This is a genomic window from Amycolatopsis sp. lyj-84 (assembly GCF_046549075.1).
Lineage (GTDB): Bacteria > Actinomycetota > Actinomycetes > Mycobacteriales > Pseudonocardiaceae > Amycolatopsis.
Genome location: NZ_JAJPWO010000005.1, coordinates 348,101 through 369,103 on the forward strand (window position 1 = coordinate 348,101; position 21,003 = coordinate 369,103).

Annotated in this window: 23 protein-coding genes; 13 read left to right on the forward strand and 10 right to left on the reverse strand. The window is 70.0% G+C overall.

Annotated elements, in window-relative coordinates; translation table 11 throughout:
• Positions 1–27 precede the first annotated feature (27 nt).
• Together ACLJRM_RS18605 and ACLJRM_RS18610 are read left to right on the forward strand one after the other, a co-directional pair.
• Positions 28–855 (forward strand): NmrA family transcriptional regulator, encoded by an 828-nt coding sequence (locus tag ACLJRM_RS18605; RefSeq protein ID WP_410663741.1) that lies wholly within the window; start codon positions 28–30, stop codon positions 853–855.
• Positions 856–887: 32 nt separating this feature from the next.
• Positions 888–1,379 carry a DUF1772 domain-containing protein gene (locus ACLJRM_RS18610; protein ID WP_101607861.1) on the forward strand — a complete coding sequence of 164 codons (492 nt, stop codon included), beginning with the start codon at positions 888–890 and terminating at the stop codon, positions 1,377–1,379.
• Positions 1,380–1,485: 106 nt separating this feature from the next.
• Here the strand turns inward: ACLJRM_RS18610 and ACLJRM_RS18615 are convergent, their stop codons facing one another.
• The gene (locus ACLJRM_RS18615; RefSeq protein ID WP_410663742.1) at positions 1,486–2,718 is read right to left on the reverse strand and encodes an RNA polymerase sigma factor; all 1,233 of its coding nucleotides are present in this window, start codon (positions 2,716–2,718) and stop codon (positions 1,486–1,488) included.
• The gene (locus ACLJRM_RS18620) at positions 2,715–3,848 is read right to left on the reverse strand and encodes a glycosyltransferase (protein ID WP_410663743.1); all 1,134 of its coding nucleotides are present in this window, start codon (positions 3,846–3,848) and stop codon (positions 2,715–2,717) included. Before ACLJRM_RS18620 ends, ACLJRM_RS18615 begins: the two co-directional genes overlap by 4 nt.
• An 83-nt stretch (positions 3,849–3,931) precedes the next feature.
• Here ACLJRM_RS18620 and ACLJRM_RS18625 point away from each other — a divergent pair, with 83 nt between their 5' ends.
• Genes ACLJRM_RS18625 through ACLJRM_RS18645 form a run of 5 tightly spaced genes read left to right on the forward strand, consistent with a single transcriptional unit; the run spans position 3,932 to position 7,460 of the window.
• Positions 3,932–4,969 carry a hypothetical protein gene (locus ACLJRM_RS18625; protein ID WP_410663744.1) on the forward strand — a complete coding sequence of 346 codons (1,038 nt, stop codon included), beginning with the start codon at positions 3,932–3,934 and terminating at the stop codon, positions 4,967–4,969.
• Positions 4,970–5,006: 37 nt separating this feature from the next.
• Positions 5,007–5,294 carry a hypothetical protein gene (locus ACLJRM_RS18630; RefSeq protein WP_410663745.1) on the forward strand — a complete coding sequence of 96 codons (288 nt, stop codon included), beginning with the start codon at positions 5,007–5,009 and terminating at the stop codon, positions 5,292–5,294.
• On the forward strand, positions 5,291–6,691 hold the full coding sequence (locus ACLJRM_RS18635; protein WP_410663746.1) for a hypothetical protein: 1,401 nt from the start codon (positions 5,291–5,293) through the stop codon (positions 6,689–6,691). Before ACLJRM_RS18630 ends, ACLJRM_RS18635 begins: the two co-directional genes overlap by 4 nt.
• A complete protein-coding gene (locus ACLJRM_RS18640) occupies positions 6,675–7,223 on the forward strand; it encodes a hypothetical protein (RefSeq protein ID WP_410663747.1) in 549 nt (182 codons plus the stop codon). The genes ACLJRM_RS18635 and ACLJRM_RS18640 overlap by 17 nt, the downstream gene beginning before the upstream one ends.
• A 6-nt stretch (positions 7,224–7,229) precedes the next feature.
• Positions 7,230–7,460: a hypothetical protein gene (locus ACLJRM_RS18645; protein WP_101607855.1), complete on the forward strand. Its 231-nt coding sequence runs from the start codon at positions 7,230–7,232 to the stop codon at positions 7,458–7,460.
• Positions 7,461–7,638: 178 nt separating this feature from the next.
• Here ACLJRM_RS18645 and ACLJRM_RS18650 read toward each other — a convergent pair whose 3' ends face one another.
• A complete protein-coding gene (locus ACLJRM_RS18650) occupies positions 7,639–8,433 on the reverse strand; it encodes a TetR/AcrR family transcriptional regulator (protein WP_410663748.1) in 795 nt (264 codons plus the stop codon).
• Between the two features lie 69 nt (positions 8,434–8,502).
• On the opposite strand from ACLJRM_RS18650, the gene ACLJRM_RS18655 reads away from it, so the two are divergent.
• Together ACLJRM_RS18655 and ACLJRM_RS18660 are read left to right on the forward strand one after the other, a co-directional pair.
• Positions 8,503–11,220 (forward strand): DEAD/DEAH box helicase, encoded by a 2,718-nt coding sequence (locus tag ACLJRM_RS18655; protein WP_410663749.1) that lies wholly within the window; start codon positions 8,503–8,505, stop codon positions 11,218–11,220.
• Positions 11,217–12,377, forward strand: coding sequence for an SWIM zinc finger family protein (locus ACLJRM_RS18660; RefSeq protein ID WP_410663750.1), 1,161 nt, complete (start codon positions 11,217–11,219; stop codon positions 12,375–12,377). The genes ACLJRM_RS18655 and ACLJRM_RS18660 overlap by 4 nt, the downstream gene beginning before the upstream one ends.
• Here the strand turns inward: ACLJRM_RS18660 and ACLJRM_RS18665 are convergent.
• Together ACLJRM_RS18665 and ACLJRM_RS18670 are read right to left on the reverse strand one after the other, a co-directional pair.
• The gene (locus ACLJRM_RS18665; RefSeq protein ID WP_410663751.1) at positions 12,314–12,961 is read right to left on the reverse strand and encodes a DUF4865 family protein; all 648 of its coding nucleotides are present in this window, start codon (positions 12,959–12,961) and stop codon (positions 12,314–12,316) included. The genes ACLJRM_RS18660 and ACLJRM_RS18665 overlap by 64 nt on opposite strands.
• A 25-nt stretch (positions 12,962–12,986) precedes the next feature.
• The gene (locus ACLJRM_RS18670) at positions 12,987–13,745 is read right to left on the reverse strand and encodes an AraC family transcriptional regulator (RefSeq protein WP_410663752.1); all 759 of its coding nucleotides are present in this window, start codon (positions 13,743–13,745) and stop codon (positions 12,987–12,989) included.
• A 53-nt stretch (positions 13,746–13,798) separates the two neighbouring features.
• Between ACLJRM_RS18670 and ACLJRM_RS18675 the strand changes: the two genes are divergently transcribed.
• Positions 13,799–14,959, forward strand: coding sequence for a 4-hydroxybenzoate 3-monooxygenase (locus ACLJRM_RS18675; RefSeq protein WP_410663753.1), 1,161 nt, complete (start codon positions 13,799–13,801; stop codon positions 14,957–14,959).
• 4 nt (positions 14,960–14,963) lie between these two features.
• On the opposite strand, the gene ACLJRM_RS18680 is transcribed toward ACLJRM_RS18675, so the two are convergent.
• From ACLJRM_RS18680 to ACLJRM_RS18700, 5 genes are all read right to left on the reverse strand, one after another.
• Positions 14,964–15,395: a hypothetical protein gene (locus ACLJRM_RS18680; RefSeq protein ID WP_101607849.1), complete on the reverse strand. Its 432-nt coding sequence runs from the start codon at positions 15,393–15,395 to the stop codon at positions 14,964–14,966.
• A 135-nt stretch (positions 15,396–15,530) separates the two neighbouring features.
• Positions 15,531–17,150, reverse strand: a complete 1,620-nt coding sequence (locus ACLJRM_RS18685) for an acyl-CoA dehydrogenase family protein (RefSeq protein ID WP_410663754.1) — start codon at positions 17,148–17,150, stop codon at positions 15,531–15,533.
• Positions 17,134–17,739, reverse strand: a complete 606-nt coding sequence (locus ACLJRM_RS18690; RefSeq protein ID WP_101607847.1) for a TetR/AcrR family transcriptional regulator — start codon at positions 17,737–17,739, stop codon at positions 17,134–17,136. Before ACLJRM_RS18690 ends, ACLJRM_RS18685 begins: the two co-directional genes overlap by 17 nt.
• A gap of 32 nt (positions 17,740–17,771) precedes the next feature.
• Entirely contained in the window at positions 17,772–18,221 is a 450-nt protein-coding gene (locus ACLJRM_RS18695; protein ID WP_410663755.1) for a peroxiredoxin family protein, read from the reverse strand.
• Between the two features lie 41 nt (positions 18,222–18,262).
• Positions 18,263–18,790 carry an RNA polymerase sigma factor gene (locus tag ACLJRM_RS18700; RefSeq protein WP_410663756.1) on the reverse strand — a complete coding sequence of 176 codons (528 nt, stop codon included), beginning with the start codon at positions 18,788–18,790 and terminating at the stop codon, positions 18,263–18,265.
• A gap of 140 nt (positions 18,791–18,930) precedes the next feature.
• On the opposite strand from ACLJRM_RS18700, the gene ACLJRM_RS18705 reads away from it, so the two are divergent.
• The 3 genes from ACLJRM_RS18705 to ACLJRM_RS18715 are packed head-to-tail and all read left to right on the forward strand — an operon-like array spanning position 18,931 to position 20,993.
• A complete protein-coding gene (locus tag ACLJRM_RS18705; RefSeq protein WP_410663757.1) occupies positions 18,931–19,458 on the forward strand; it encodes a DinB family protein in 528 nt (175 codons plus the stop codon).
• 12 nt (positions 19,459–19,470) lie between these two features.
• Positions 19,471–20,238 (forward strand): NAD(P)-binding domain-containing protein, encoded by a 768-nt coding sequence (locus tag ACLJRM_RS18710; RefSeq protein ID WP_101607843.1) that lies wholly within the window; start codon positions 19,471–19,473, stop codon positions 20,236–20,238.
• A complete protein-coding gene (locus tag ACLJRM_RS18715; RefSeq protein ID WP_101607842.1) occupies positions 20,235–20,993 on the forward strand; it encodes a putative protein N(5)-glutamine methyltransferase in 759 nt (252 codons plus the stop codon). The genes ACLJRM_RS18710 and ACLJRM_RS18715 overlap by 4 nt, the downstream gene beginning before the upstream one ends.
• Positions 20,994–21,003 lie beyond the last annotated feature (10 nt).

Genomic DNA, 21,003 nt, shown 5'->3' on the forward strand with positions numbered 1-21,003 from the left:
CTCATCTTGAGGCGCTTGACTAGTGCCATGACAAACACGAAGAACAACGAGACGGTCCTGGTCCTCGGAGCGACGGGCAAGACCGGACGCCGGGTGGCGCAGCAGCTGACCGACCGGGGCATCGAGGTGCGGAAGGCCTCTCGGCCCGCGTTCGACTGGGACGACCGCTCGACCTGGACCGCCGCTGTCACCGGAGTCGGCGCGGCCTACCTGACCTACTACCCCGACCTCGCCTTCCCCGGCGCGGCCGAAGCGATCCGCGACTTCTCGAAACTGGCCGTGGAACACGGTGTCCGGCGGCTGGTGCTGCTGTCCGGCCGCGGCGAGGAGGAAGCCGTGGTCAGCGAGCAGGGCGTCCGTGACTCCGGTGCCGAGTGGACGGTCGTGCGGGCCAGCTGGTTCGCCCAGAACTTCAGCGAGCACTTCCTGCTGGAACCGGTGCTCGCCGGCGAGATCGTGCTTCCGGCGGGACAGGTGACCGAGCCGTTCATCGACGTCGAGGACATCGTCGACGTCGTCGTGACGGCACTGACCACCGACGGGCACGACGGCCGGGTCTACGAGCTGACGGGCCCCCGGTTGCTCGGTTTCGCGGACGTGGCGGCGGAAATCGGCAAGGCTTCGGGGCGGGATGTCCGGTACGTTCCGGTTTCCGCGGCGGAGTTCGCCGCGGGCGCGGCCGAACAGGGCGTGCCGGAGGAAGAGATCGAGGGCCTGACCGACCTGTTCACGCGGATCCTCGACGGCCGGAACTCCTCGCTCACCGGTGACGTCGAGAAGGTGCTGGGCAAGCCCGCGAGGGACTTCTCCGACTACGCCGCGAAGGCCGCGGCCACTGGGGTCTGGAATCGATGAAACGAACGGGAATCGGAAGGGAGGCGACGGGAATGTCCACGCTCAGCGAGATCGTCCTGATCGCGGCCGTCATCGCGGCGGGGTTGATCGCGGGCTTGTTCTACGCCTACACGTGCTCGGTCATGCCGGGACTGGCGCGGGCGGACGCACGGACGTACGTGACGGGGATGCGGGAGATCAACATCGCGATCCTCAACGGCTGGTTCGCGCTGAGCTTCGGCGGCGCGCCCCTGCTCGCCGCGGTGGCGGCGGCACTGCACTTCCGATCGGAGCTGCGGTCGGCGCTGCCGTGGATCATCGCGGGTTTCGTGCTGCTGCTGGTGATGCTGATCGTGACCATGGCGATCAACGTGCCGCTGAACAACGCGCTCGAAGCCGGCTTCGACGGCGCCAACACCGACTTCGAGGCGTTGCGGGCGAAGTTCGAGGGTGTCTGGGAACGGTGGAACCTGGTCCGCACCTTGGCCGCGATCGGCGGCTTCGGCGCTCTGGTGGGCGGGCTGATCGTGCACACCCGCGCCTGATCCGCTCCGCGAGTGTCATGAAAGGGGCTTTCAGGACGGAAAACGTCTTGAAGGCCCCTTTCATGCTCGGTCATTAACGCGCCGCCTCGATGCCGACATCCCGGCGTCAGGAGATTTCGGCGAGTTTCCCCGTCAGGTAGGCACGCTCGGCCTCGGTGCCGGTGAGCGTCAGCGCCTCGCGATAGGCCTCCGCCGCCTCCTCGAACCGGTCGAGACGTCGGAGCAGGTCCGCGCGGGTCGCGGGAAGCAGGTGGTAGCCGGGGAGACTTCCGTCCGCGGTGAGCTTGTCCACCAGTCCGAGTCCGGCCTCGGGGCCTTCGGCCATCGCCACGGCGACCGCGCGGTTCAACTCGACGACCGGCGAGGGCACGAAACGCAGCAGTTCCCGGTAGAGGGCGGCGATCTGGGCCCAGTCGGTGTCGGAAGCGCGGGCCGCGGTCGCGTGACAGGCGGCGATGGCGGCCTGGATCTGGTACGGCCCCGGCACTCCCCGGTGGAGCGCGGTCTCCAGCAGTTCGGTGCCCTCGGTGATCTCGGCGGTGTTCCAGCCGCCGCGATCCTGGTTCTCGAGCGAGACGAGGGTGCCCTCGCCGTCGACCCGGGTGGCCCGGCGGGCGTCGTGCAGGAGCAGCAGGGCCAGCAGGCCGAGGACCTCGGGTTCGCCCGGCATCAGTCCGGCGAGGATCCTGGCGAGGCGGATGGCCTCCGCGGACAGGTCGGTCCGCAGCAGGTCGGTGCCCGCGCTGGCCGAGTAGCCCTCGTTGAACAGCAGGTACAGCATCCCCAGCACGGCGGCCGTGCGTTCGGGCAGCTGAGCCGACGGCGGTACGCGGTACGGGATGCCCGCGGTGCGGATCTTCCGTTTCACCCGGACCAGGCGCTGCGACATCGTCGCCTCGGAGACGAGGAAGGCGCGGGCGATCTCGGCGGTGGTGAGCCCGGCCAGCGTCCGCAGTGCGAGCGCGACCTGGCCTTCCATCGGCAGGACGGGGTGGCAGCAGGTGAAGATCAGGCGGAGCCTGTCGTCGTGGACGCCGCTCTCGTCCCATTCCGGCTCGGCGGGCGCGGTCAGTTCGGCGGCTTCCCGCAGTTTCTCCGCGCCGACGGCTTCCCGCCGGATCCGGTCGGTGGCACGGTTGCGCGCGGTCGTGGTGAGCCAGGCACCGGGTTTCGCCGGGACGCCGTCGCGGGGCCAGGTGCGCAGCGCGAGCGCGAACGCCTCCTGGACGCATTCCTCGGCCAGGTCCCAGTCGCCGGTGACCCGGATCAGCGTCGCGAACACCTGACCGGACTCCTCGCGGAACGCCCGGGTGATCGCCGTGTCGAGCTCGGTGGTCACCCGAGCAACCCCTCGAGCAGCGGAACGGTCTTCTCCGGCGGCGGGTACGCGGTGACCTCGTCCCGTAGCCGCCCGGCCGCGTCCCGATAGGACGGTTCCCGAAGCGCGGAGGTCACGGCGTCACGGATGTCCTCGGGTGTCGCGTGGATGACGTCGAGGACGGTGCCGAGCCCGAGTTCGGTGACACGGTCGCCGTTGTGGGGCTGGTCGGCGCCCATGGGCAGCAGTGCCATCGGCAAGCCGTGCGTGATCGCGCCCAGCAGGCTGCCGGAGCCGCCGTGGCTGAGGACCGCGTCGCAGTACGGGAGGACGTCGTCCTGCGGCAGGTACTTCGCGAGGTGGATGTGCTCCGGCTGCGGACCGAACTCGGCGGGGTCGATGAGGTTCCCGACGGTCACCACACAGGTCGCGTCGACGTCCCGCAGACCGGCCAGCGCCCGGGCGAACAGATCGCCGGACTCGGTGTTGAAGATGGTGCCGAGGGTGAAGTAGAGCGTCGGACGACCTTCGACGTGCCACTCCGGCACCGGGCCGCGGCCGGGAACGGGCGTGTGGAAGGGCCACGTGGTCGGCGGCAGCGGGAACCGGGGATCACGGAAGCTCGCGGGGAACGGGGAGAGCACGAGATGGCGGGTCGCCATCTCCAGGTCCCGCTGCGGGGGAAGCCCGTGGACGGCACGGACCTCGTTGAGCGCGTCGTCGATCAGTTCGGCGCGGATGAGAGCGCCGGTGGCGGTGACCAGGACGGTCGCGTGGGGAAGACCGAGCTTTTCGGCGACGATCATCGCGCCGTGATCGGCTTCGTCGCAGACGAGGAGATCGGGGGACCAGTGTTCGCACAGCGCCGAGACGTCTTCCGCGCGGCGGGGCGCGGTACGGCGGACGAAACCGTCGCGCAGGTCGGCGTCCTCGCGATCCTTGTCGACGGGGAGCAACGGGTGCCGTTCACCCTTGCTGCCGAGGTTGGGGCCTGACGGGAAGGCGGGGAAACCGGCGGCCTCGACGATCGGGACCATCATCGGCTCGCCGGTGAACGCGACGGTGTGACCCGCTTCGACGAGCGCGCGGGCGATCGGGAGAAGCGGGCGGAAGTGACCGTTGCCGCCGGCGAAAGTGAAGAGAACACGCACGAAGTCGACCCTATCGGCGGGTCCAACGGTTTTCCCGGCGTTGCCCCGCTTCCCACCCCACGGGGCAGCGCTACCCTGCTGCGGTGATCGATACGGACGCCGACGAGGTCCGGCTGTGCGCGCTGGAAGGCTGCGAGAACCCCTTGCCCCCGCCCGCGGTGGACGCCGAGGGAAGACGCAAGGGCGGGCGGCCTTCGGCCTACTGCAGTAAGACGCACGCCGACGCCGCGTCGCGGGCCCGCCGTGCCGCCGCGGTGGCGAGCGTGGCCGATCCCTTGCTCGAGGTCCGCCGCATCGCCGACGAGTTCACCCCGGCGGCGGCGTCGCTCGTGGAACTGCTGGACGCGATGCGCTCGCGGTTCGACGACGCCGCCGAGGCGGCGCTGGGACGGGTCACCGAAGCCGAGACCGAGGCCGCCACGGCCAAGCGCGAGGCCGAGGACGCCCAGCAGGCGGCGGCGAAGGCCGACACGGCGCGCGCGACCGCGCTGGCCGCGTCCCGTGACGACAAGATGGCCAAGGCCAAGGCGGAACGCACCACCGAGCAGGCTTTGAAGGACGCCGAGGAGACCCGTCAGCGTTCGTGGACCGAGATCGCCGCCCATGAACGGGCCCGAGGCGCCGCGGAAGCCGCGACCGTGGCGGCCGAACGCGCCCGCGACGCGCTGGTCTCCGATCTCCGGACCCTGCGTGAGGACTTCGCGGCCGTCCGGGAGGAAAAGACGCGACTGACAGCGGATCTGGGTGAGCGGGACACGGCGCTGGCCCGCGCGGTGGCCGAACTCGAAGCCTTGCTGGACCGGCTCGACGAGGCGAAGGCCCGGGTGACGGTGTCCGAAAAGGACTGTGTCGCCGCACGGGCGGAATCCGCCGTCCTGCGCGGAGATCTGGACCGCGTCCGCGCGTCACTCGCGGAAGAACACACGGCCAGGAGCCTCGCCGAGGCGCGAGCGACAGCGCTGGGCGAGGAACTGGAACGGGCGCAGGCCCGCGCGGCGGCGGATCAGGCGCGGTACGACGACGTCGTCCGGCAGCTGGCCGAACTCGCCCGCCCGCCGGTGGTGGAGGAAGCGCCTGTTCTCTCGCCCGAATCGGGTGTGGAGGCTTCGGAGCTCAAGTAGAGTCCGCTGACCTATCCAGGGTTGGGGGTCGCGGGCGGTGAGCGGGTACGAGGTCGAGATCGGTCAGCTGCGGAACGCGGCCAAGGCCGCGGGATCCGCCGCGGACCAGGCCAGAGGCGTGGAACCCGGTACCGGCTTGGACGCGATAGCGACGGCGTTGCCGGGTGGGGACGCGGCGAAGAGCGCGCCCACTCTGGCCTCGACGTTCAACGAGCGCGCGCAGGGGCGTGCCGACGAGATCGACCAGTGGAGCGAATCGATCACGGCGGCCGCGAAGGCGTACTCCGAAAACGAGCGCTCCGCGGAAGAGGCTTTCGGGGAATGACGGTCGGGTACGACGACGTCCGCAAATGGGACGCTGAGGCGCTCAACGCGTCGGCCACCAACCTGAGTGGGCGGCGGGACAAACTCATCGGGCTGCAGGACGAACTCGACGACGCCAGGAAGCTGCCCGATTGGCACGGCCCCGCCGGTGAGCGTGCCCGCGGTTCGCTGGGAGACACGCGGGACAAGGCCGAAATCCTGATCGCGGAGCTGTCCGCCGTCGAACGCGGCCTGCAGAACGCGTCGGACGACGTATCCGCCCTGAAGACCCGGGTCGCCAACAACGACTCCCTCGCCGACACCTACCAGTTCCGTATCGCCGCGGACGGCGCGATCGTGGACGGCAAACCCGCCGACCCTCCGCCGAAGTCGCGGTTCGAGGCCGAAGACCGCGCCGAGACCGCCCGGCACCGCGAAACCATCAGGAAGCAGCTGGAGCAGGAAACCAAGGCGATCCTCACCACGGCGAACAACATCGACGCCGCCCTCGCCAGGGTGATGCGGCTGGCGCAGGACGGCGAGATCAGCGACCACGGAGCGACCACCCTGGCCGGCGCCAAGAAGGGCGGGGAGATCGACGCCCAGGTGGTCGAGATGGAACAGGCGTTGCGCGACGCCGGGCTGCTGAGCGGGCCGTCCGCGTCCGGCCATTACCGGCAGTGGCTCGAGAACGCCGTCCTCCGGGGTGTTCCGATCGACACGATCAAGAAGATCGCCGACGAACACGACATCACGCCGGAGGACTTCGAGGTCCTGGACGGGATGGAAGAGATCCGCGAGGACGAGGACGGCGACGGAACCTTCAAGTCGTACTTCCTGATGCCGACCGACATCAGCGGGGACGACGCCGCCAAGGCGGTGCGGATGACCTACATCATGAACGCGGGCACCGACTACGGCACCGAAGGCGAAAAGACCGACTTCGCGCCGACCCCGTACGGATCCGAGGAACTGCGGCGGATCACCGAGCGGCAACGGGAGAACTCCTGGAGCTACGACGACGATGTCGGCTTCGTGCACGACAACGGCGGGCGGCTGGTGACCACCCCGAACGGCATGATGATGGGCCTGGGCGGAAACCTCATCCAGGACCAGTTCAGCCAACGCGGCGGGACGACCTGGGGCGACACGTTCATGCTGAACATCGACGACCCGAAGGATCCGGCGCAACAGCTTCGCGAGGTCGCGAAGTCGGGCCACGCCTGGTACGAGGACGACAAGGGTGCGTCCCAGGGCTCGCTCGACATGGACCGGCTGCTGCACCACGAAGAGCGCCACTCCCAGCAATGGGGGCGCGAAGGTTATACGGGTTTCCTCGCCTCCTACGCGTGGGAGCAGGTCACCGGCGGCAACGAGACCGAGGAAGACGCTGGACTGTCCGATGGCGGATACCATTAAGTGGCCGCGCGCCGCCTGCGCCGCCTTGCTCGTGGTGGCGGTGACCGCGTGCGATACCAAGGCGCAGTTCGCGCCGTCGCTGCCGCCCGCGGCCGGGTTCCGCGTCGACGGCGGCGTCCTGAAGCTGTGGACCGGTACCCCGTGTGAGGGCGTCATCCGCCTGAGGCTGACCTTCGACTCGGGCACCCAGCAGAGCACGGAGCAGGTGTGGACCGCGCCGCACCCGGGAGTGCGGGTGGAACGCCTGGACCTGCTGAGGACCGGCGGGGGATCGTCGCCGGACGGGCCTCTCCAGGTCCAGACGCCGTTGCCCACTGGCTACGACTGGACCAAGTCGGGCTCGATCGCCGTCACCGTCGATGGTCCGCAAGCGAACGGTGCCAAGGCCGACGTCGCCCGGGTGCTGCGCGACTCGGCCCAGCACCCGCCCGGGAGCTACCTGTTCGGCGAGCGCGGCTGGATGGACGTCGCGGAGGTCCAGCGCGAGAACCGGAAGTCGTTCCTGACCATCTGCACTCCCGACCCGGAGTGATGTTCTATGGACAGGCCGGTTATCCGGCGCGTCGTGCTCGGCGCGTTCGTCTGCGTCGCCGCGGTGATCGTGCTGCTGGTCGGCACGGCGGTGCTCAGCGCCACCGGGGTGTCCTCCGATCCGCACGGCTACGGAATGTTCGCGGGCATCCTGTTCGCGGCGGTCCTGACACCGGTCGCGCTGGCACTGTGGCTGCTGTACCGCTGGCTGCGACGACGCGGCGATCGGGCATCTTGAGGGGAAGGCCACACGGTCTGAGCCTTCATCCCCGGCCAGGAACCGGATCCCCCAGGACAACGCCGTTGTGAAAGCCACTTTCCCAACCTTCAACGTTGCGAAAGTGGCTTCACAACACCCGCCCTGCGAACCAAAGACGGCACGAGCACGCCAGGCTCGCCCTAACCGTCCTTGCCGCTCACGAAGGCAGTTCCCGTTCCGCCCCTTGCGCTTCCCCGGCAACCAGTTGCTCGACCCCGTCGAGGATCCGCGCCAGCCCGAACCGGAACGTGTGCAGCGGCGCGCTCGCCGCACCGTGCGCCTCTCCCGCCGCCTGGCCGATCCGCGCCGCCAGCGGGAACAGGCCCGCGTCGGCTTCCGGGATCTCCGCGAGCACCGGGGCGCTGGCCGTCCACCACTCCGTATCCGTCAGCCCGGACCGCCGCACCAGACTCGCCGACTCGACCGAACCCCGCGCGATGCCCTGGACGAAACCGTTGACCATCGCGATCACGGCGTCCATCTCCAGATCGGTGAGCCCGATCGCGTCGACGGCGCCCAGTTCGCGTTCGTGCTTGGCGAAGGTGTGCGGGCCGAGGGGGAGACGGCTGGTGGTGAGCTGGAGCATCCACGGGTGCCGGTGGTACATCGCCCAGGCGTCCTCGGCGAGGATCGTCATCGTGCCCCGCCAGTCGTGACTGGGCGGCGGGTCGGTCAGCTCGCCGTGCACCCGGTCCATCATCAGGTCGAGCAGTTCCGCGCGGCTGGGGATGTAGGTGTAGATGGACATGGGGGAGACGCCGAGTTTCTCCGCGCCCCGGCGCACCGACAGCGCGGTGATCCCCTCGGCGTCGGCGAGTTCGATCGCGGCGGTGATGATTTCCTCGACGGTGAGCTTCGGCTTGGGGCCCCGGCGGGGTTTCTCCCGCACGCCCCAGAGCAGTTCGATGGTTCGTCGTGGATCGCCCGTGCCGGTGTGGTCCGCGTCCGTCATCCCGCTTCTCTCTACGCTGTACAGAGTTGTGCTATTCTGAACTGTACACCGTACAGAGATTGGGGTTGAGTGACGTCTCACGACGGTTTCGACAGTGTCGCGTTCGAACCGAAGATTCCGGCCCGGACCAGCGGATTCGTCTTCTGGAACGCCGAGGGGGACACGCCGGGAACCGGGGAGGTGACTGTCGCCCTCCCTGAGGTCGCCACGGTCCCTTGCGTCCGGCTCCCGATGGCCGAAGCGCTCCCCGCCCTCCTGCGGCTGCGCACGAGTGAAGACTCCTCGGCGCGCTTCTGGAGCACGGCCGCCACGGCGGCGTTGAAGCTCGCCGAGGCGGGCAGGCTGCTGCCCGGGGTCACGGAGTCCGATGTGGACGCCTGGCGCGCAGGTCCTCTGGAACCCGCCGATGCCGCCTGGCTGCGTGAACTGTCCGAGGCGATGCCGGCGCGGGCACGGGCGATACCGGGCGACGGGAACCTGCTGCCCGCCCGGTATCCGCTGTTGCGCGCGTTCCTCGACGCCGTCGCCGACACCCTTCCCCGCACGCCCGCGGCCGCGCAGGCGGCGGGCGTCAAAGCCTTCGCCGCCGCGCCCTCGCATCGCGTCCCGCAGCTGCGGGACTGGGCGGCCGAGGTCGCGGCCGGGCTGGACTCCGGGGTCCGGGTCTCGGTGCGGATCGAGGCACCCGGCGACGATTTCACCAGCGGCCGCTTCACCGGGGTCGTCCAGGTGCACAGCCTCGCCGATCCGGGCGTCCTGATCGACGCCGCCGCGCTCTGGTCCGGCGACGACCGTTTCGGTCCGAGGGCCCGCATCGACGTGATGCTGGCCCTGCGCCGCGCGGCCCAGCTGTGGCCACCGTTGGAACCTTTGCTGGGCGCGGCGGTCCCCGACGAGGTCGGGCTTCGCGACACCGACATCACCGAGCTGCTCACCACCGCCGCGCCCGTGCTGGCCACGGCGGGCATCGACGTGCACTGGCCGGCCGATCTCGCCCGTGACCTGAGCGCGAAAGCCGTCGTCGGCGGTGGTGACGCACCGCCGGACGACCTCCCGTCGTTCTTCGCAGGCGGCACCCTGCTGCAGTTCGACTGGCAGCTGGCCCTCGGCGGCGCACCGCTCACCGCGGCCGAGATGGACGCACTGGCCGAGGCCCACCGGCCCGTCGTGCGGTTGCGCGACCAGTGGGTCCTCGTCGATCCGGCGCTGGCGGCCAAGGCCCGCGATCGCGCCCTGAAACCGCTGACTCCCATCGACGCGCTCGGCGCCGCCTTGAGCGGGACGGCCGAGGTCGACGGCGAACGCGTCGACGTCCTCACCGACGGGTGGCTCGCCGCCTTGCGGGAACGACTGCTCGCGCCGCCGGAACCGCAGTCCCCGCCTCGGGGATTGGCCGCGACCCTGCGCGACTACCAGTTGCGCGGGCTGCAGTGGCTCACCGCCATGACGTCGATCGGGCTCGGGGGCTGCCTGGCCGACGACATGGGTCTGGGCAAGACGATCACGCTGATCTCGCTCCACCTGCACCGCGCGCAAGGCCCGACGCTGGTCGTCTGCCCGGCGTCGCTGCTGGGGAACTGGGAACGGGAGATCACCCGGTTCGCCCCCGGTGTCCCGGTGCGGCGGTTCCACGGCACCGAGCGCTCGCTCGACGGGCTCGGCGACGGATTCGTGCTCACCACCTACGGCACCCTGCGGGTCGACCCGGGACCGCTGGGAGGCGTCCACTGGGGACTCCTGGTCGCCGACGAGGCCCAGCACGTCAAGAATCACCGCTCCGGCACGGCGAAGGTGTTGCGAACGCTGACGTCGTCGGCGCGGGTGGCGTTGACGGGCACCCCGGTGGAGAACAATCTCTCCGAGCTGTGGGCGATCCTCGACTGGACCACCCCCGGGCTGCTGGGCACGATGGCCGACTTCCGCCGCGTGTGGGCGAAACCGGTCGAGTCCGGAAAGGACCCCGAGGCCGCGGAACGGCTTTCCCGGCTGGTGCGCCCCTTCCTGTTGCGCCGCCGCAAATCCGATCCGGGGATCGCGCCGGAACTGCCGGCCAAGACCGAAACCGACCGGCCGGTGACGCTCACCGCCGAACAGGCCGCCCTGTACGAGGCGACGGTGCGCGAACTGATGGCCGAGATCGCCGGCAGCGAGGGCATCGCGCGGCGCGGCCGGATCGTCAAGCTCCTCACTGGGCTCAAGCAGATCTGCAACCACCCCGCGCAGTACCTCAAGGAACCGTCGGACGCGGTGCTGGACGGCCGGTCGGGCAAGCTCGAACTGCTCGACGAGCTCCTGGGCACGATCCTCGCCGAGGACGGCGCGGTCCTGGTGTTCACGCAGTACGTCGCCATGGCACGGCTGCTGGAACGTCATCTCGCGCAGCGCGGCATCGCCACCCAGCTGCTGCACGGCGGTACCCCGGTGCCCAAACGCGAAGAACTCGTGCGCCGGTTCCAGGCCGGCGAGGTCCCGGTGTTCCTGCTGTCGCTCAAGGCGGCCGGGACCGGGCTCAACCTCACCCACGCCGACCACGTCGTGCACTACGACCGCTGGTGGAACCCCGCCGTGGAGGACCAGGCGACCGACCGCGCGTACCGGATCGGGCAGACCAGGCCGGTGCAGGTGCACCGGCTCATCGCCGAGGGCACGGTCGAGGACCGGATCGCGGCGATGCTGCGGGAGAAACGCGCGCTCGCCGACGCGGTGCTCGCCGGTGGCGAAGCCGCCCTGACCGAACTGACCGACGCGGAGCTGGCCGATCTGGTCGAGTTGAGGAGTCGCCGATGAGTACGCCCGACGATCGCGTCCGCGGCTTCCCCGCCTTCGGGGCCCAGGGCGGACACGGCCAGTTCGCCCGCTCGTGGTGGGGCCGCGCGTGGATCAACGCGATGGAGGACACCGCGCTGGACCTGCGGCAGCTCAAACAAGGCCGCAAGTACGCCGCCGGGGGCCGGGTCGGCCCGATCACCGTCAGCCCCGGACGGATCGGCGCCGTGGTCGACGACCAGGAAGGCCAGTACCGCACCGAGGTCCGCCTCGCGGAACTGACCGACACCGAATGGGACCGCTTCCTCGACAGGGTCGCTTCCCGTGCCGGGCATCTCGCGGCGCTGCTGGACCGGGACATGCCACACGACCTCGTCGAAGCCGCCGACGACGCCGGGGTGCATCTGCTGCCCGGGATCGGCGACCTCGACCCGGACTGCGACTGTCCCGGCTGGGAACTGCCGTGCCGTCACGCCGCGGCGCTGTCGTTCCAGGCCTCGTGGCTGCTCGACGCGGATCCGTTCGTGCTGCTGCTGATGCGCGGTAAGGGGGAGCGGGAGCTCCTCGACGAACTGCAGTGGCGTAACGCGCCTCGGTTCGTGCGCACCGGGGACGACGACACACCTGCGGAGCGGGCCTACGCCGACGAGCCCGGCCCGTTGCCGGACCTCGCCGGGTTCGCGCCCGCCGGAGGACCGACCGTGCCCGGGGCGCCCGGCATCCCCGCGGAGACCTTCGCCCTGCTGGCCGCCAACGCGAGCCAGGCGGCGGGCGCGCTCCTGACGTCGCAGCCGAAGCTCACCCGCAAACAGGACGCCGTCCGTCTCGCCGCGACCCGTCCGGAGGCCGCCGATCGGCTGCGCCCGGCCGAGAACGGTGAGGAGTTCGACCGCGCGGTGCTCGCCTGGCGGCACGGCGGCCGGGCCGGTCTCGACGTCCTGGAGACCGCGTGGACACCGTCGTCGCAGGCGATGGGCCGCGCACGGGCCGCCTTCACCGAAGTGGTCGACGATCCCGGCGAGGGCCTGGACGTCGAACGCAACCAGTGCACCGTCCACGGGACAGGGGTGCAGGTGCGGCTGGGCAAGGACGGACTCTGGTACCCGTACCGGGATCAGTGGCCCGCCGGGCCGCCCGAAACCGACCCCGGCGCGCTGTTCGCCGCACTGCTCGGCTGATCCCACTGCCGTCCTCGCCGCAGCTCGTCCAGATGCGGCGAGGACAGGTGGAGGATCCGGTACCGGACCTCGTCCGACTCAGGCGCCTCGTCACGCCACAGGCTGTAGCGCACCACCTGCCAGGTCCGCGGATCGACGGCCAGCGCCCCCGAATGCGCGCCGTCCTGTCGCAGGTGTTCACGAAGCCCGTCGAGAGCCTCGCCCAGGAAGGCGACAGGGTCGGTCTCGGCAGGGATGGGCACGACGTGCTTCCCCGCCGCCGCGGGGGGAGTGCCGAACGCCGGTCCCTCCTCGAACCCGAGCACGGTCCAGTGCTGCACCTCGGGACGCCCGAACGATTCGACGATGCCGCTGAACGGGCCGCCGAACAGGAAGGCGTTCATCCCGGCTTCGTCGTGCCACAGGTAGAAGGGCGAGTACTGGTTCAGCGTCGAGCCGTCGACACCACGCTCGCGGATCCCGTACACCTTCAGCCCCAGGCCGCCGAAGTCGTCGAGCAGATGCCCTCGAGTGGCGACGCGCTCGCGGATGATGCCCATGTCGTAGTCGGCGGGGAGGGTGATCTCGTACTGCATCGCATGCATACCGTACATACTAGTAGGTACAGAACTACCTTCGCCGTAGTCCGGTCTGGTAGCGCCCCGGGGTTTCCCCGACCACGGCGACGAAAGCCTCGATGAAGCTCGTGGGGTTCGCCCAGCCCAGCCGCGCCGAGACGGTCGTCACCGCGTGCCCGTCCCCGAGGAGGACGAGTGCGTGCTGGACGCGGAGCATGCTGCGCCATTGCCGGAAGCTCACGCCGAGCTCTTCGTGGAACAGCCGGCTGAGCACGCGCTCGCTGGCGCCGGTGGCCCGCCCGAGTTCACGCAACGTCGCGGAACTCGCCGGGTCGGCGTGCAGCAGCGAGGTCACCGAGCGCAGCCTGTCGTCGGCGGGCTCGGGCAGGTACAGCTCCTGCTGCGGAGCGCCGGTGAGTTCGTCGATGATCAGCCCGCGGAGCCGGTGCCGAGGCCCCGGACCCCGAGGACGGCCATCGCTGAGCGCCAGGAGCGCCTCACGCAACAGCGGCGTCACCGCGAAGACCGAAGGCAGAGCGGGCAGGAAACGGCCCAGCCGGACGGGCAGGTCGATGCGCCTGACCTCGGTCTCGCCGTACGCCCGATGGGAATGCTCGAATCCGGGCGGTGTCCAGGTGATCCGGTTCGCCGGCGCGACCCAGGTCCCCCGCGCGGTAGTGGTCGCGAGCGCGCCCGTGGACGGGTAGAGCAGCTGGCCCCGGACATGGGTATGCGGGCCGACCAGCTGCCCGTGGGTCAGCGATCCCCGGCCGGTGTCACCCGGCTGCAAGCCTCGGCGGAATTCCAGCATGGACCGTCAGGATACCGGTAGTAGGACGCCTCGACCTCGGCGAAACTCGAAGCATGTCCACAGCGAAGGAAACCAAGCCCGTCCTGATCATCGGCGCAGGCGTGTCCGGTCTCGCGCTCGGCAACTTCCTGCTCCGCGAGGGAATCGACTGTGTCGTCTTCGAACGACGCAGCCGCGAATACGTCGAACACCGCCAGCGCGCCGGAGTCATCGACACCAGAGCGGCCCGTGCCTTCCGGAAACGAGGCCTCGAAGACCGCGTCAGCGCCGGAGCTCCCGCCGAGCCTAACCTCGGCTTCCGCATCGACGGCCGTCCCCGGCCCTTGCCGCTCTCCGTCGAAGAACACAGGGAAGGCCGGTTCTGCCCCCAGCAGGTCCTCGTCCGGAACCTCATCACCGTGTTCGAACAGGACGGCGGCGACCTGCGGTTCGACACCGACGTGACCATCGAGGACCACGAACGTCCTCGCGTCCGGCTCGGCGACGGATCGACCGTCGAAGGCGACTTCATCGCCGGATGCGACGGCAACCACGGCGCGACCCGGACCGCCATCCCCGAAGACCGCATCACCCGCCACACCCACGAATACGGCTACGCCTGGCTGGTCATCCTCGCCGAGGTAACAGCTCACCAGCAGACACTGATGGCGATCCACCGGCGCGGATTCGCCGCCCAGTTCGGGCGCGGACCGCGAGCGAGCCGGTTCTACCTCCAGTGCCCGCTCGACGACACCACCGAGGATTGGCCGGACGAGCGCATCTGGAGTGAACTCGAAGCCCGCTTCGGCGAACCGCTCACCGAGAAGGGCGCGATCGTCGAGAAACAACTCGTGCCGCTGCGCGGCGAGATGATCAGCCCGATGAGCCACGGCAGGCTCCACTTGCTCGGCGACGCCGCGCACATCGTCCCGCCGATGAGCGCCAAGGGCATGAACCTCGCCCTCCACGACGCCGACGTCTTCGCTGAGGCACTGGTCCGCCACTACAAGAACGACGATCCGAGCCTGCTCGACGCCTACTCCGACACCCGCCTGCGTGACGTGTGGAACTACCAGGCCTTCGCGACATGGTTCACCGACACCGTCCACGACGCCGGAGACGCGACCTACCGAGGGGAGTTCCGCCATCGGGTGGCACGCGCCGACGTCGAGCGCCTGTACACCTCGAGCACGGCGAACCGGCTGCTCAGTGAGTTCATGGCCGGTCTGAACTGATCCGCTACTTCTTGCTGAGCCGGATGATCCCGTCACCGTCCCGCACCGCGACGACGACGATCACCTGCCGGTTGATCTGATGGACCATCCCCGGCGGACCGGACACCGCCTCGCCCATCCCGCCGGAAGCGGGCGCGAGCCCCGCCTTCCCGGCCTGGATCGTCACCGAGAGCGGCCCGGCTCCGCCGTCGTTGGGGATCTGGTCGCCGGTCCGCACCAGCACCTCGCACTCCCCGTCACCGCAGGCCTTCAAGTCCCGTCCGTCCGCCGCGACGAACGGCGCACCGGACGGGGCCGCCGCCTCCATCATCGGCACGCTCTCGGTCGAAGGCCTCGGACTCGCCGCGGCGAAAATCGGCGTCGGCTCGGCCGACCCGCAACCGGCGGCGAACAGCGCGAGGGGAACCAGGGCCAGGCATCTTCGGCGATCGACCATGACCGACGAACGTAGCCGACACACGCGGCCCTGGATGCACCCGAATTCCGCAATCCTGCGGCTGTTTGCAGTGCTCGGAGCCGGTCCGGCCGGGGTAATCGGCACCACGTGGTCAGGCGAGTACTGAGCGTCGACTCAGACCTCGGCACGGGCGATGATCGCCCGGGTGTCCACACCGGACGGCAGCGTCCCGAACGCGACACCCCAATCGCCGCTCAACCGCGACGCGCAGAACGCGTCGGCCACCGCCGGCGCCCCGTGCCGCACCAGCAACGAGCCCTGCAGCACCAGCGCCATCGACTCGACCAGCCGCCGCGCCCGGTACTCGATGTCCGACAGATCGGACAGCTCCTTGCGCAGCCTGCCCACCGCGTCGTCCAGCCGCGCGTCGGCACCGGCCGCCTGCTCGACCTCCGTGAAGTACGCCGCCACCGACTCCGGCTGCTTCGCCATCGCCCGCAACGCGTCCAGCGCCGCGACGTTGCCCGACCCCTCCCAGATCGACATCAGCGGAGCCTCGCGATAGAGCCGCGGCATCCCCGACTCCTCGACATACCCGTTGCCGCCCAGACACTCCAGCGCCTCCACCGCATGCGAAGGACCGCGCTTGCACACCCAGTACTTCGTCACCGCCAGCCCCAGCCGACGGAACGCCTGCTCCTGCTCGTCACCCGGCCGGTCGGTGGCCGCCGCCAGCCGCATCCCGACCGTCGTCGCCGCCTCGGACTCCACGACGAGGTCCGCCAGCACGTTGCCCATCAACGGCTGATCCACCAGGTTCGCCCCGAACGCACGACGATGCCGCGCGTGGTGCACCGCCCGCACCGCGCCGTACCGCATCCCCGACGCGCTCCCGACCGCGCAGTCCAGCCTGGTGTTGTTCACCATCTCGATGATGGTGCGCACCCCACGGCCCTCCTCGCCGACCAGCCATCCGATCGCGTCGTCGTACTCGATCTCCGACGACGCATTGGACCGGTTGCCCAGCTTGTCCTTCAGCCGCTGCACCCGGATCCCGTTGCGCGAGCCGTCCGGCAGGACGCGGGGGAGAAGGAAGCACGAGAGCCCGCCCGGCGCCTGGGCCAGCGTCAGGAACATGTCCGACATCGGCGCCGAGGTGAACCACTTGTGCCCGACGATCACATAGCTGCCGTCAGCGAGCGGCCGCGCCGTCGTCGTGTTCGCCCGGACGTCGGAACCGCCCTGCTTCTCCGTCATCGACATCCCGGCGATCAGCCCGCGCTTCGTGCTCGGCTCACGCAGCCCGAAGTCGTACTCCGTCGACGCCAGCAGCGGCTCGTACCGCTCGGAAAGCTCGGGATTGAACCGCAGCGCCGGAACCGCCGCGTACGTCATCGAGATCGGGCACGTATGCCCCGCGTCGACCTGACCCCAGACGTACATCTTCGCCGCCCGCGCCGCGTGCGCACCCGGCCGGGAATCCCGCCACGGCGTCGCGTGCAGCCCGTGGGACACCGCGACGTCCATCAACTCGTGCCAGTACGGGTGGAACTCGACCTCGTCGATCCGGTTCCCGACCCGGTCGTGCGTCCGCAGCACCGGCTCGTTCTCGTTGACCAGCCTGCCCCACTCCTGGGCCTGCTCGCTCCCGGCCAGCCTGCCGAGGGCGTGTACCTCCGCCACCGCCCAGCCCGCGTCCGCCCGATCCAGCCCCTCCAGCAGAGCCGGATCGGCGGCGGCGTCGTACTCCGCCAGCGGCGGCACCTGGTTGGTGACCTCATGAGTGACCGGCATCGGAACCTCCCAAAGAACGCAGGACAAAGGTGCGCAGCCCGGACACCTCGTCCGCACTGCCGGTGGTCAACGGGCCGATCAGCACCTCGGCCGCCGCCCCCACGAGCGCCGCCGCGGTGACCTCGGCGTCCTGAGCGGGGAAGACCCCCGACCGGACACCGTCGGCCACGTGCTGGGCCACGACATCGCGGAACGCGCGCCGGAACACCAGGCGCTCGGCCTCGATCGGCGCGTCGACGGGCTCGGCCAGCAGCGCGTACGCCATCCGCGGCGTCTTCAGCGCCCGGCTCGCGAAGGTGTCGAAGACCGCCACGACCCGCTCCGCCGGCGTGCCGGGCCGCTCCGACACCGCGCGCACCGCCTCGACCTCACGCGTGACGACCTTCCGGAACAGCTCCACGACCAGCGCGGCCTTGGTGGGGTAGTGGCGGTACACGCTCCCGACCGCCACCCCGGCCCGCTCCGCGACCGCCGACACCGAACAACCCGCGTACCCGCGCTCGGCCAACTGCTCCATGGCAGCGGCGAGGACGGCGTCGCGCTGGGCGTCCAGGCGCTCCTGGACCTTCGGTGTACGGCGATACGGCACGCAAGAAGTGAAGCACTGATTCACACCTTCAGTCAACGTGTGCGAACCAGCTCCTCGATCGCCCTGGCGATGCCCTTCTTGTCGTACGCAGCCGTGGGCAAGGTCGCCCCATGGGCATGGCGGACCACCCCGTCCCGCCCGATCAGCACGCTCCCGGACTGCTGCAGGGCACCGAACACCTTCTTTACCAACCCGACGGCCTCGTGCGGCGTACCGCTCCGGCCGGTCACCACCTGCAGCGACAGCCCACGCTTCGCCCGCCAAGCCGCCGCCTCGGCTCGCCCTTCCGGAACCGCGACCAGGACACGCACATCGGCGAGCTTCGCGAGGTCCTTCACATGGCCGATGCACACCGGGCACGTGGTCGAGCGCATGAAGTAGAGCAGCACGTCGTCCGAACCGCGGAAATCCGACAGCCGGACAACCGTCCCGGCGGTGTCCTCCAAGGCGAGATCAGGGGCCGTAGATCCGATTTCGAGCATGAAGACTCCTCAAGAGATAGAGCAGGAAGGGGAGAAAGGGATCAGCGAACCTGCAACAGCGCACGGACCGTCGCCCGCGCCCGATGCAGCCGGGACTTCATCGCGGGAGTGCTCAACCCGAGCGCGTCGGCGACCGCCCGGCCCGAATACCCCTGGACGTCACGCATGATCAAGACGCGACGCTGATCGGCGGGCAGCTCCGCGATCGCCGCGGCCACCCGCCGCGCCTCCAACCGCTGCAGAGCGTCCTCCTCCGCCGAGACCACCGCATCGGCACCCATCAGCTCGTCACCACGCCACGCCCGCCGAGCCCGGCGAAGACACTCGTTCCGCACGATCCGGAACATCCACGACGCCAGCGCTCCGGAAGCACGCAAAGTGCCGATCTTCCGGTACAGGACGATCAGCGCCTCCTGCACGGAATCCTCCGCGTCCTCCGGCGAAGCGCACAGCGAACGCGCGAACCGCTGCACATGCGGATGGGAACCCGAGACCAGAGCGGCGATGGCGGACTCGTCCCCGCCCTGCGCGGCCACGATCAAAGACTCCCTCGGCCACTCGACCCCCACGACAACCCCTCCTCCCGCGCCGAGCTCGTCCCGGCCCCTACAAGAGCCGCCACCCCGGCGAAAGGATTCAGCCCGCCTCACGTGACCCCGCTCACGCCCCCGTCGCGCGGCTCACCACAAACCCCTTGTCACCCGATGGCATGATCGCCGCTATGACATGGACCGCCCCCGAGGTGACCCGTCCGTCCGGCGACACCGCCGCCGACGAACGCATCCTCCTGCCCTCCCTGCTGGCGTGGCACCGCAGCACCTTCCTCGGCAAATGCGCCGGCCTCACCGGAGAACAGCTCGCCCAGGCGTCGGTCCCGCCCTCGAACCTCACCCTCCTCGGCCTCATCCGCCACCTGGCCAAGGTCGAACGCATCTGGTTCCGCCTGCGCTACACCGCACAGGACATCGAACCCCTCTACGACCCCGCCCTCGGCAAGGACCACGACTTCGAAGTCCTCGACGCCACCAAAGCCGAAGAGGCCTACAACACCCTCCTCGAAGAAATCCGCCTGGCCGACGAAGCCGCCGCCGACGGATCCCTCGACGACACCTTCGACCTCGGCGGCGACCCCTTCTCGCTCCGCATGCTCTACGTCCACATGATCGGCGAATACGCCCGCCACAACGGCCACGCCGACCTCATCCGCGAACGCATCGACGGCGACACCGGCGCCTGAGCAGGAGTGACCATGGACTACGGATTCATCGGCGCGGGCGAGATCACCGCCGCCATCGTCGAAGGCCTCAGCAAGGACATCGCCGAGCCGCCCTCGATCTTCCTCTCACCGCGCAGCCGCAGCGTCGGACAAGAACTCTCGGCACGCTTCGCCAACGTCACGGTCTGCGACAACAACCAAGCCGTCGCCGACAGCGCCACGACGATCATCCTCGCCGTCCGCACGCCGATCGCCGAGGAAGTCCTCCGCGACCTGACCCTCCGGCCCGGCCACGTCCTGATCAGCGCCCTCGCCGGCGTCCGCCTCGAGCAGTTGCGCGAGTGGGCCGCACCGGCAGGCGAAGTCGTCCGGAGCATCCCGCTGCCCCCGGCATCCCGCCGCCAAAGCCTCACCGCCATGTACCCCGACAACGCCGAAGCACGAGCCCTCTTCGACAGCATCGGCGGCAGCATCGTCCCCGACGCGGAAAAAGACCTCGAAATCTTCAGCGCCGCCACGGCCACCTTCGCCGCCCACCTCGACTACCTCGGCACCATCGCCGCCTGGATGGCCGACCAAGGCATCGAAGACACCACCGCGACCACCTTCACCAGCCACATCTTCGGTCAACTCGGCCAATCCCTGCTCCAGCAGAACGGCTCCCTCGAAACCCTCGTCGGCAAGCACATGACCCCCGGCGGACTCAACGAACACTTCCTCACCGACCTGCGCACCAACGGCGTCCCCGACACCGTCCGCCAGGCCCTCGACGGAATCCTCACCAGGCTGCGGGACAAGTGACGATCATCGACCGGCTGCGGGCAGCCGGGTGCGTCTTCGCCGAAGACGAAGCCCGGCTTCTCGCCACCGAAGCCCGCACACCCGCGGACCTCGACACCATGATCGAACGCCGCGTCGCGGGCGAACCCCTCGAAGTCATCCTCGGCTGGGCGGAATTCCACGGACTCCGCATCGTCGTCGAACCCGGCGTCTTCGTGCCACGCCAACGATCCGAACTCCTCGTCCGCCACGCCCTCACCCTCGCCCGGCCCGGAGCGGTCGTCCTCGACCTCTGCTGCGGCACCGGCGCGCTCGGCGCCGCCATCGCCGCCGAACTCGGCGAAATCCGGCTCTACGCGGCCGACATCGAACCCGCCGCCGTCCGCTGCGCCCGCGCCAACGTCGCCGACGCCGGGGGAGAGGTGTTCGAGGGCGACCTCTACACGCCCCTACCCGCGTCGCTGCGAGGCCACGTCGACCTCCTCGTCGTCAACGCCCCCTACGTCCCGACCGACGCCATCGCGATGATGCCGCCCGAAGCCCGCGACCACGAACCCCGCATCGCCCTCGACGGCGGACAGGACGGCGTCGACGTCCACCGGCGCGTCGCCGCGGAAGCCTCACAATGGCTCGCGCCGGGCGGGCACCTCCTGATCGAAACAGGGGAGAGCCAGGCCGCGAGCACCGCGAAAGCCATGGCACACAACGGATTGACGCCCGAAGTGATCACCGACGACGAGCTGTACGCGACGATTGTTGTCGGTGCCGGGGGATAGGGTCCCCGCC

Excerpts from the sequence above, each read along its gene's own strand:
- ACLJRM_RS18640 (WP_410663747.1), top strand. The coding sequence starts at position 6,675 with ATGGCGGATACCATTAAGTGGCCGCGCGCCGCCTGCGCCGCCTTGCTC.
- ACLJRM_RS18680 (WP_101607849.1), bottom strand. The coding sequence starts at position 15,395 with ATGGTCGATCGCCGAAGATGCCTGGCCCTGGTTCCCCTCGCGCTGTTC.
- ACLJRM_RS18665 (WP_410663751.1), bottom strand. The coding sequence starts at position 12,961 with ATGCATGCGATGCAGTACGAGATCACCCTCCCCGCCGACTACGACATG.
- ACLJRM_RS18670 (WP_410663752.1), bottom strand. The coding sequence starts at position 13,745 with ATGCTGGAATTCCGCCGAGGCTTGCAGCCGGGTGACACCGGCCGGGGA.
- ACLJRM_RS18705 (WP_410663757.1), top strand. The coding sequence starts at position 18,931 with ATGATCGCCGCTATGACATGGACCGCCCCCGAGGTGACCCGTCCGTCC.
- ACLJRM_RS18660 (WP_410663750.1), top strand. The coding sequence starts at position 11,217 with ATGAGTACGCCCGACGATCGCGTCCGCGGCTTCCCCGCCTTCGGGGCC.
- ACLJRM_RS18675 (WP_410663753.1), top strand. The coding sequence starts at position 13,799 with ATGTCCACAGCGAAGGAAACCAAGCCCGTCCTGATCATCGGCGCAGGC.
- ACLJRM_RS18610 (WP_101607861.1), top strand. The coding sequence starts at position 888 with ATGTCCACGCTCAGCGAGATCGTCCTGATCGCGGCCGTCATCGCGGCG.
- ACLJRM_RS18605 (WP_410663741.1), top strand. The coding sequence starts at position 28 with ATGACAAACACGAAGAACAACGAGACGGTCCTGGTCCTCGGAGCGACG.
- ACLJRM_RS18635 (WP_410663746.1), top strand. The coding sequence starts at position 5,291 with ATGACGGTCGGGTACGACGACGTCCGCAAATGGGACGCTGAGGCGCTC.
- ACLJRM_RS18695 (WP_410663755.1), bottom strand. The coding sequence starts at position 18,221 with ATGCTCGAAATCGGATCTACGGCCCCTGATCTCGCCTTGGAGGACACC.
- ACLJRM_RS18645 (WP_101607855.1), top strand. The coding sequence starts at position 7,230 with ATGGACAGGCCGGTTATCCGGCGCGTCGTGCTCGGCGCGTTCGTCTGC.
- ACLJRM_RS18710 (WP_101607843.1), top strand. The coding sequence starts at position 19,471 with ATGGACTACGGATTCATCGGCGCGGGCGAGATCACCGCCGCCATCGTC.
- ACLJRM_RS18650 (WP_410663748.1), bottom strand. The coding sequence starts at position 8,433 with ATGACGGACGCGGACCACACCGGCACGGGCGATCCACGACGAACCATC.
- ACLJRM_RS18685 (WP_410663754.1), bottom strand. The coding sequence starts at position 17,150 with ATGCCGGTCACTCATGAGGTCACCAACCAGGTGCCGCCGCTGGCGGAG.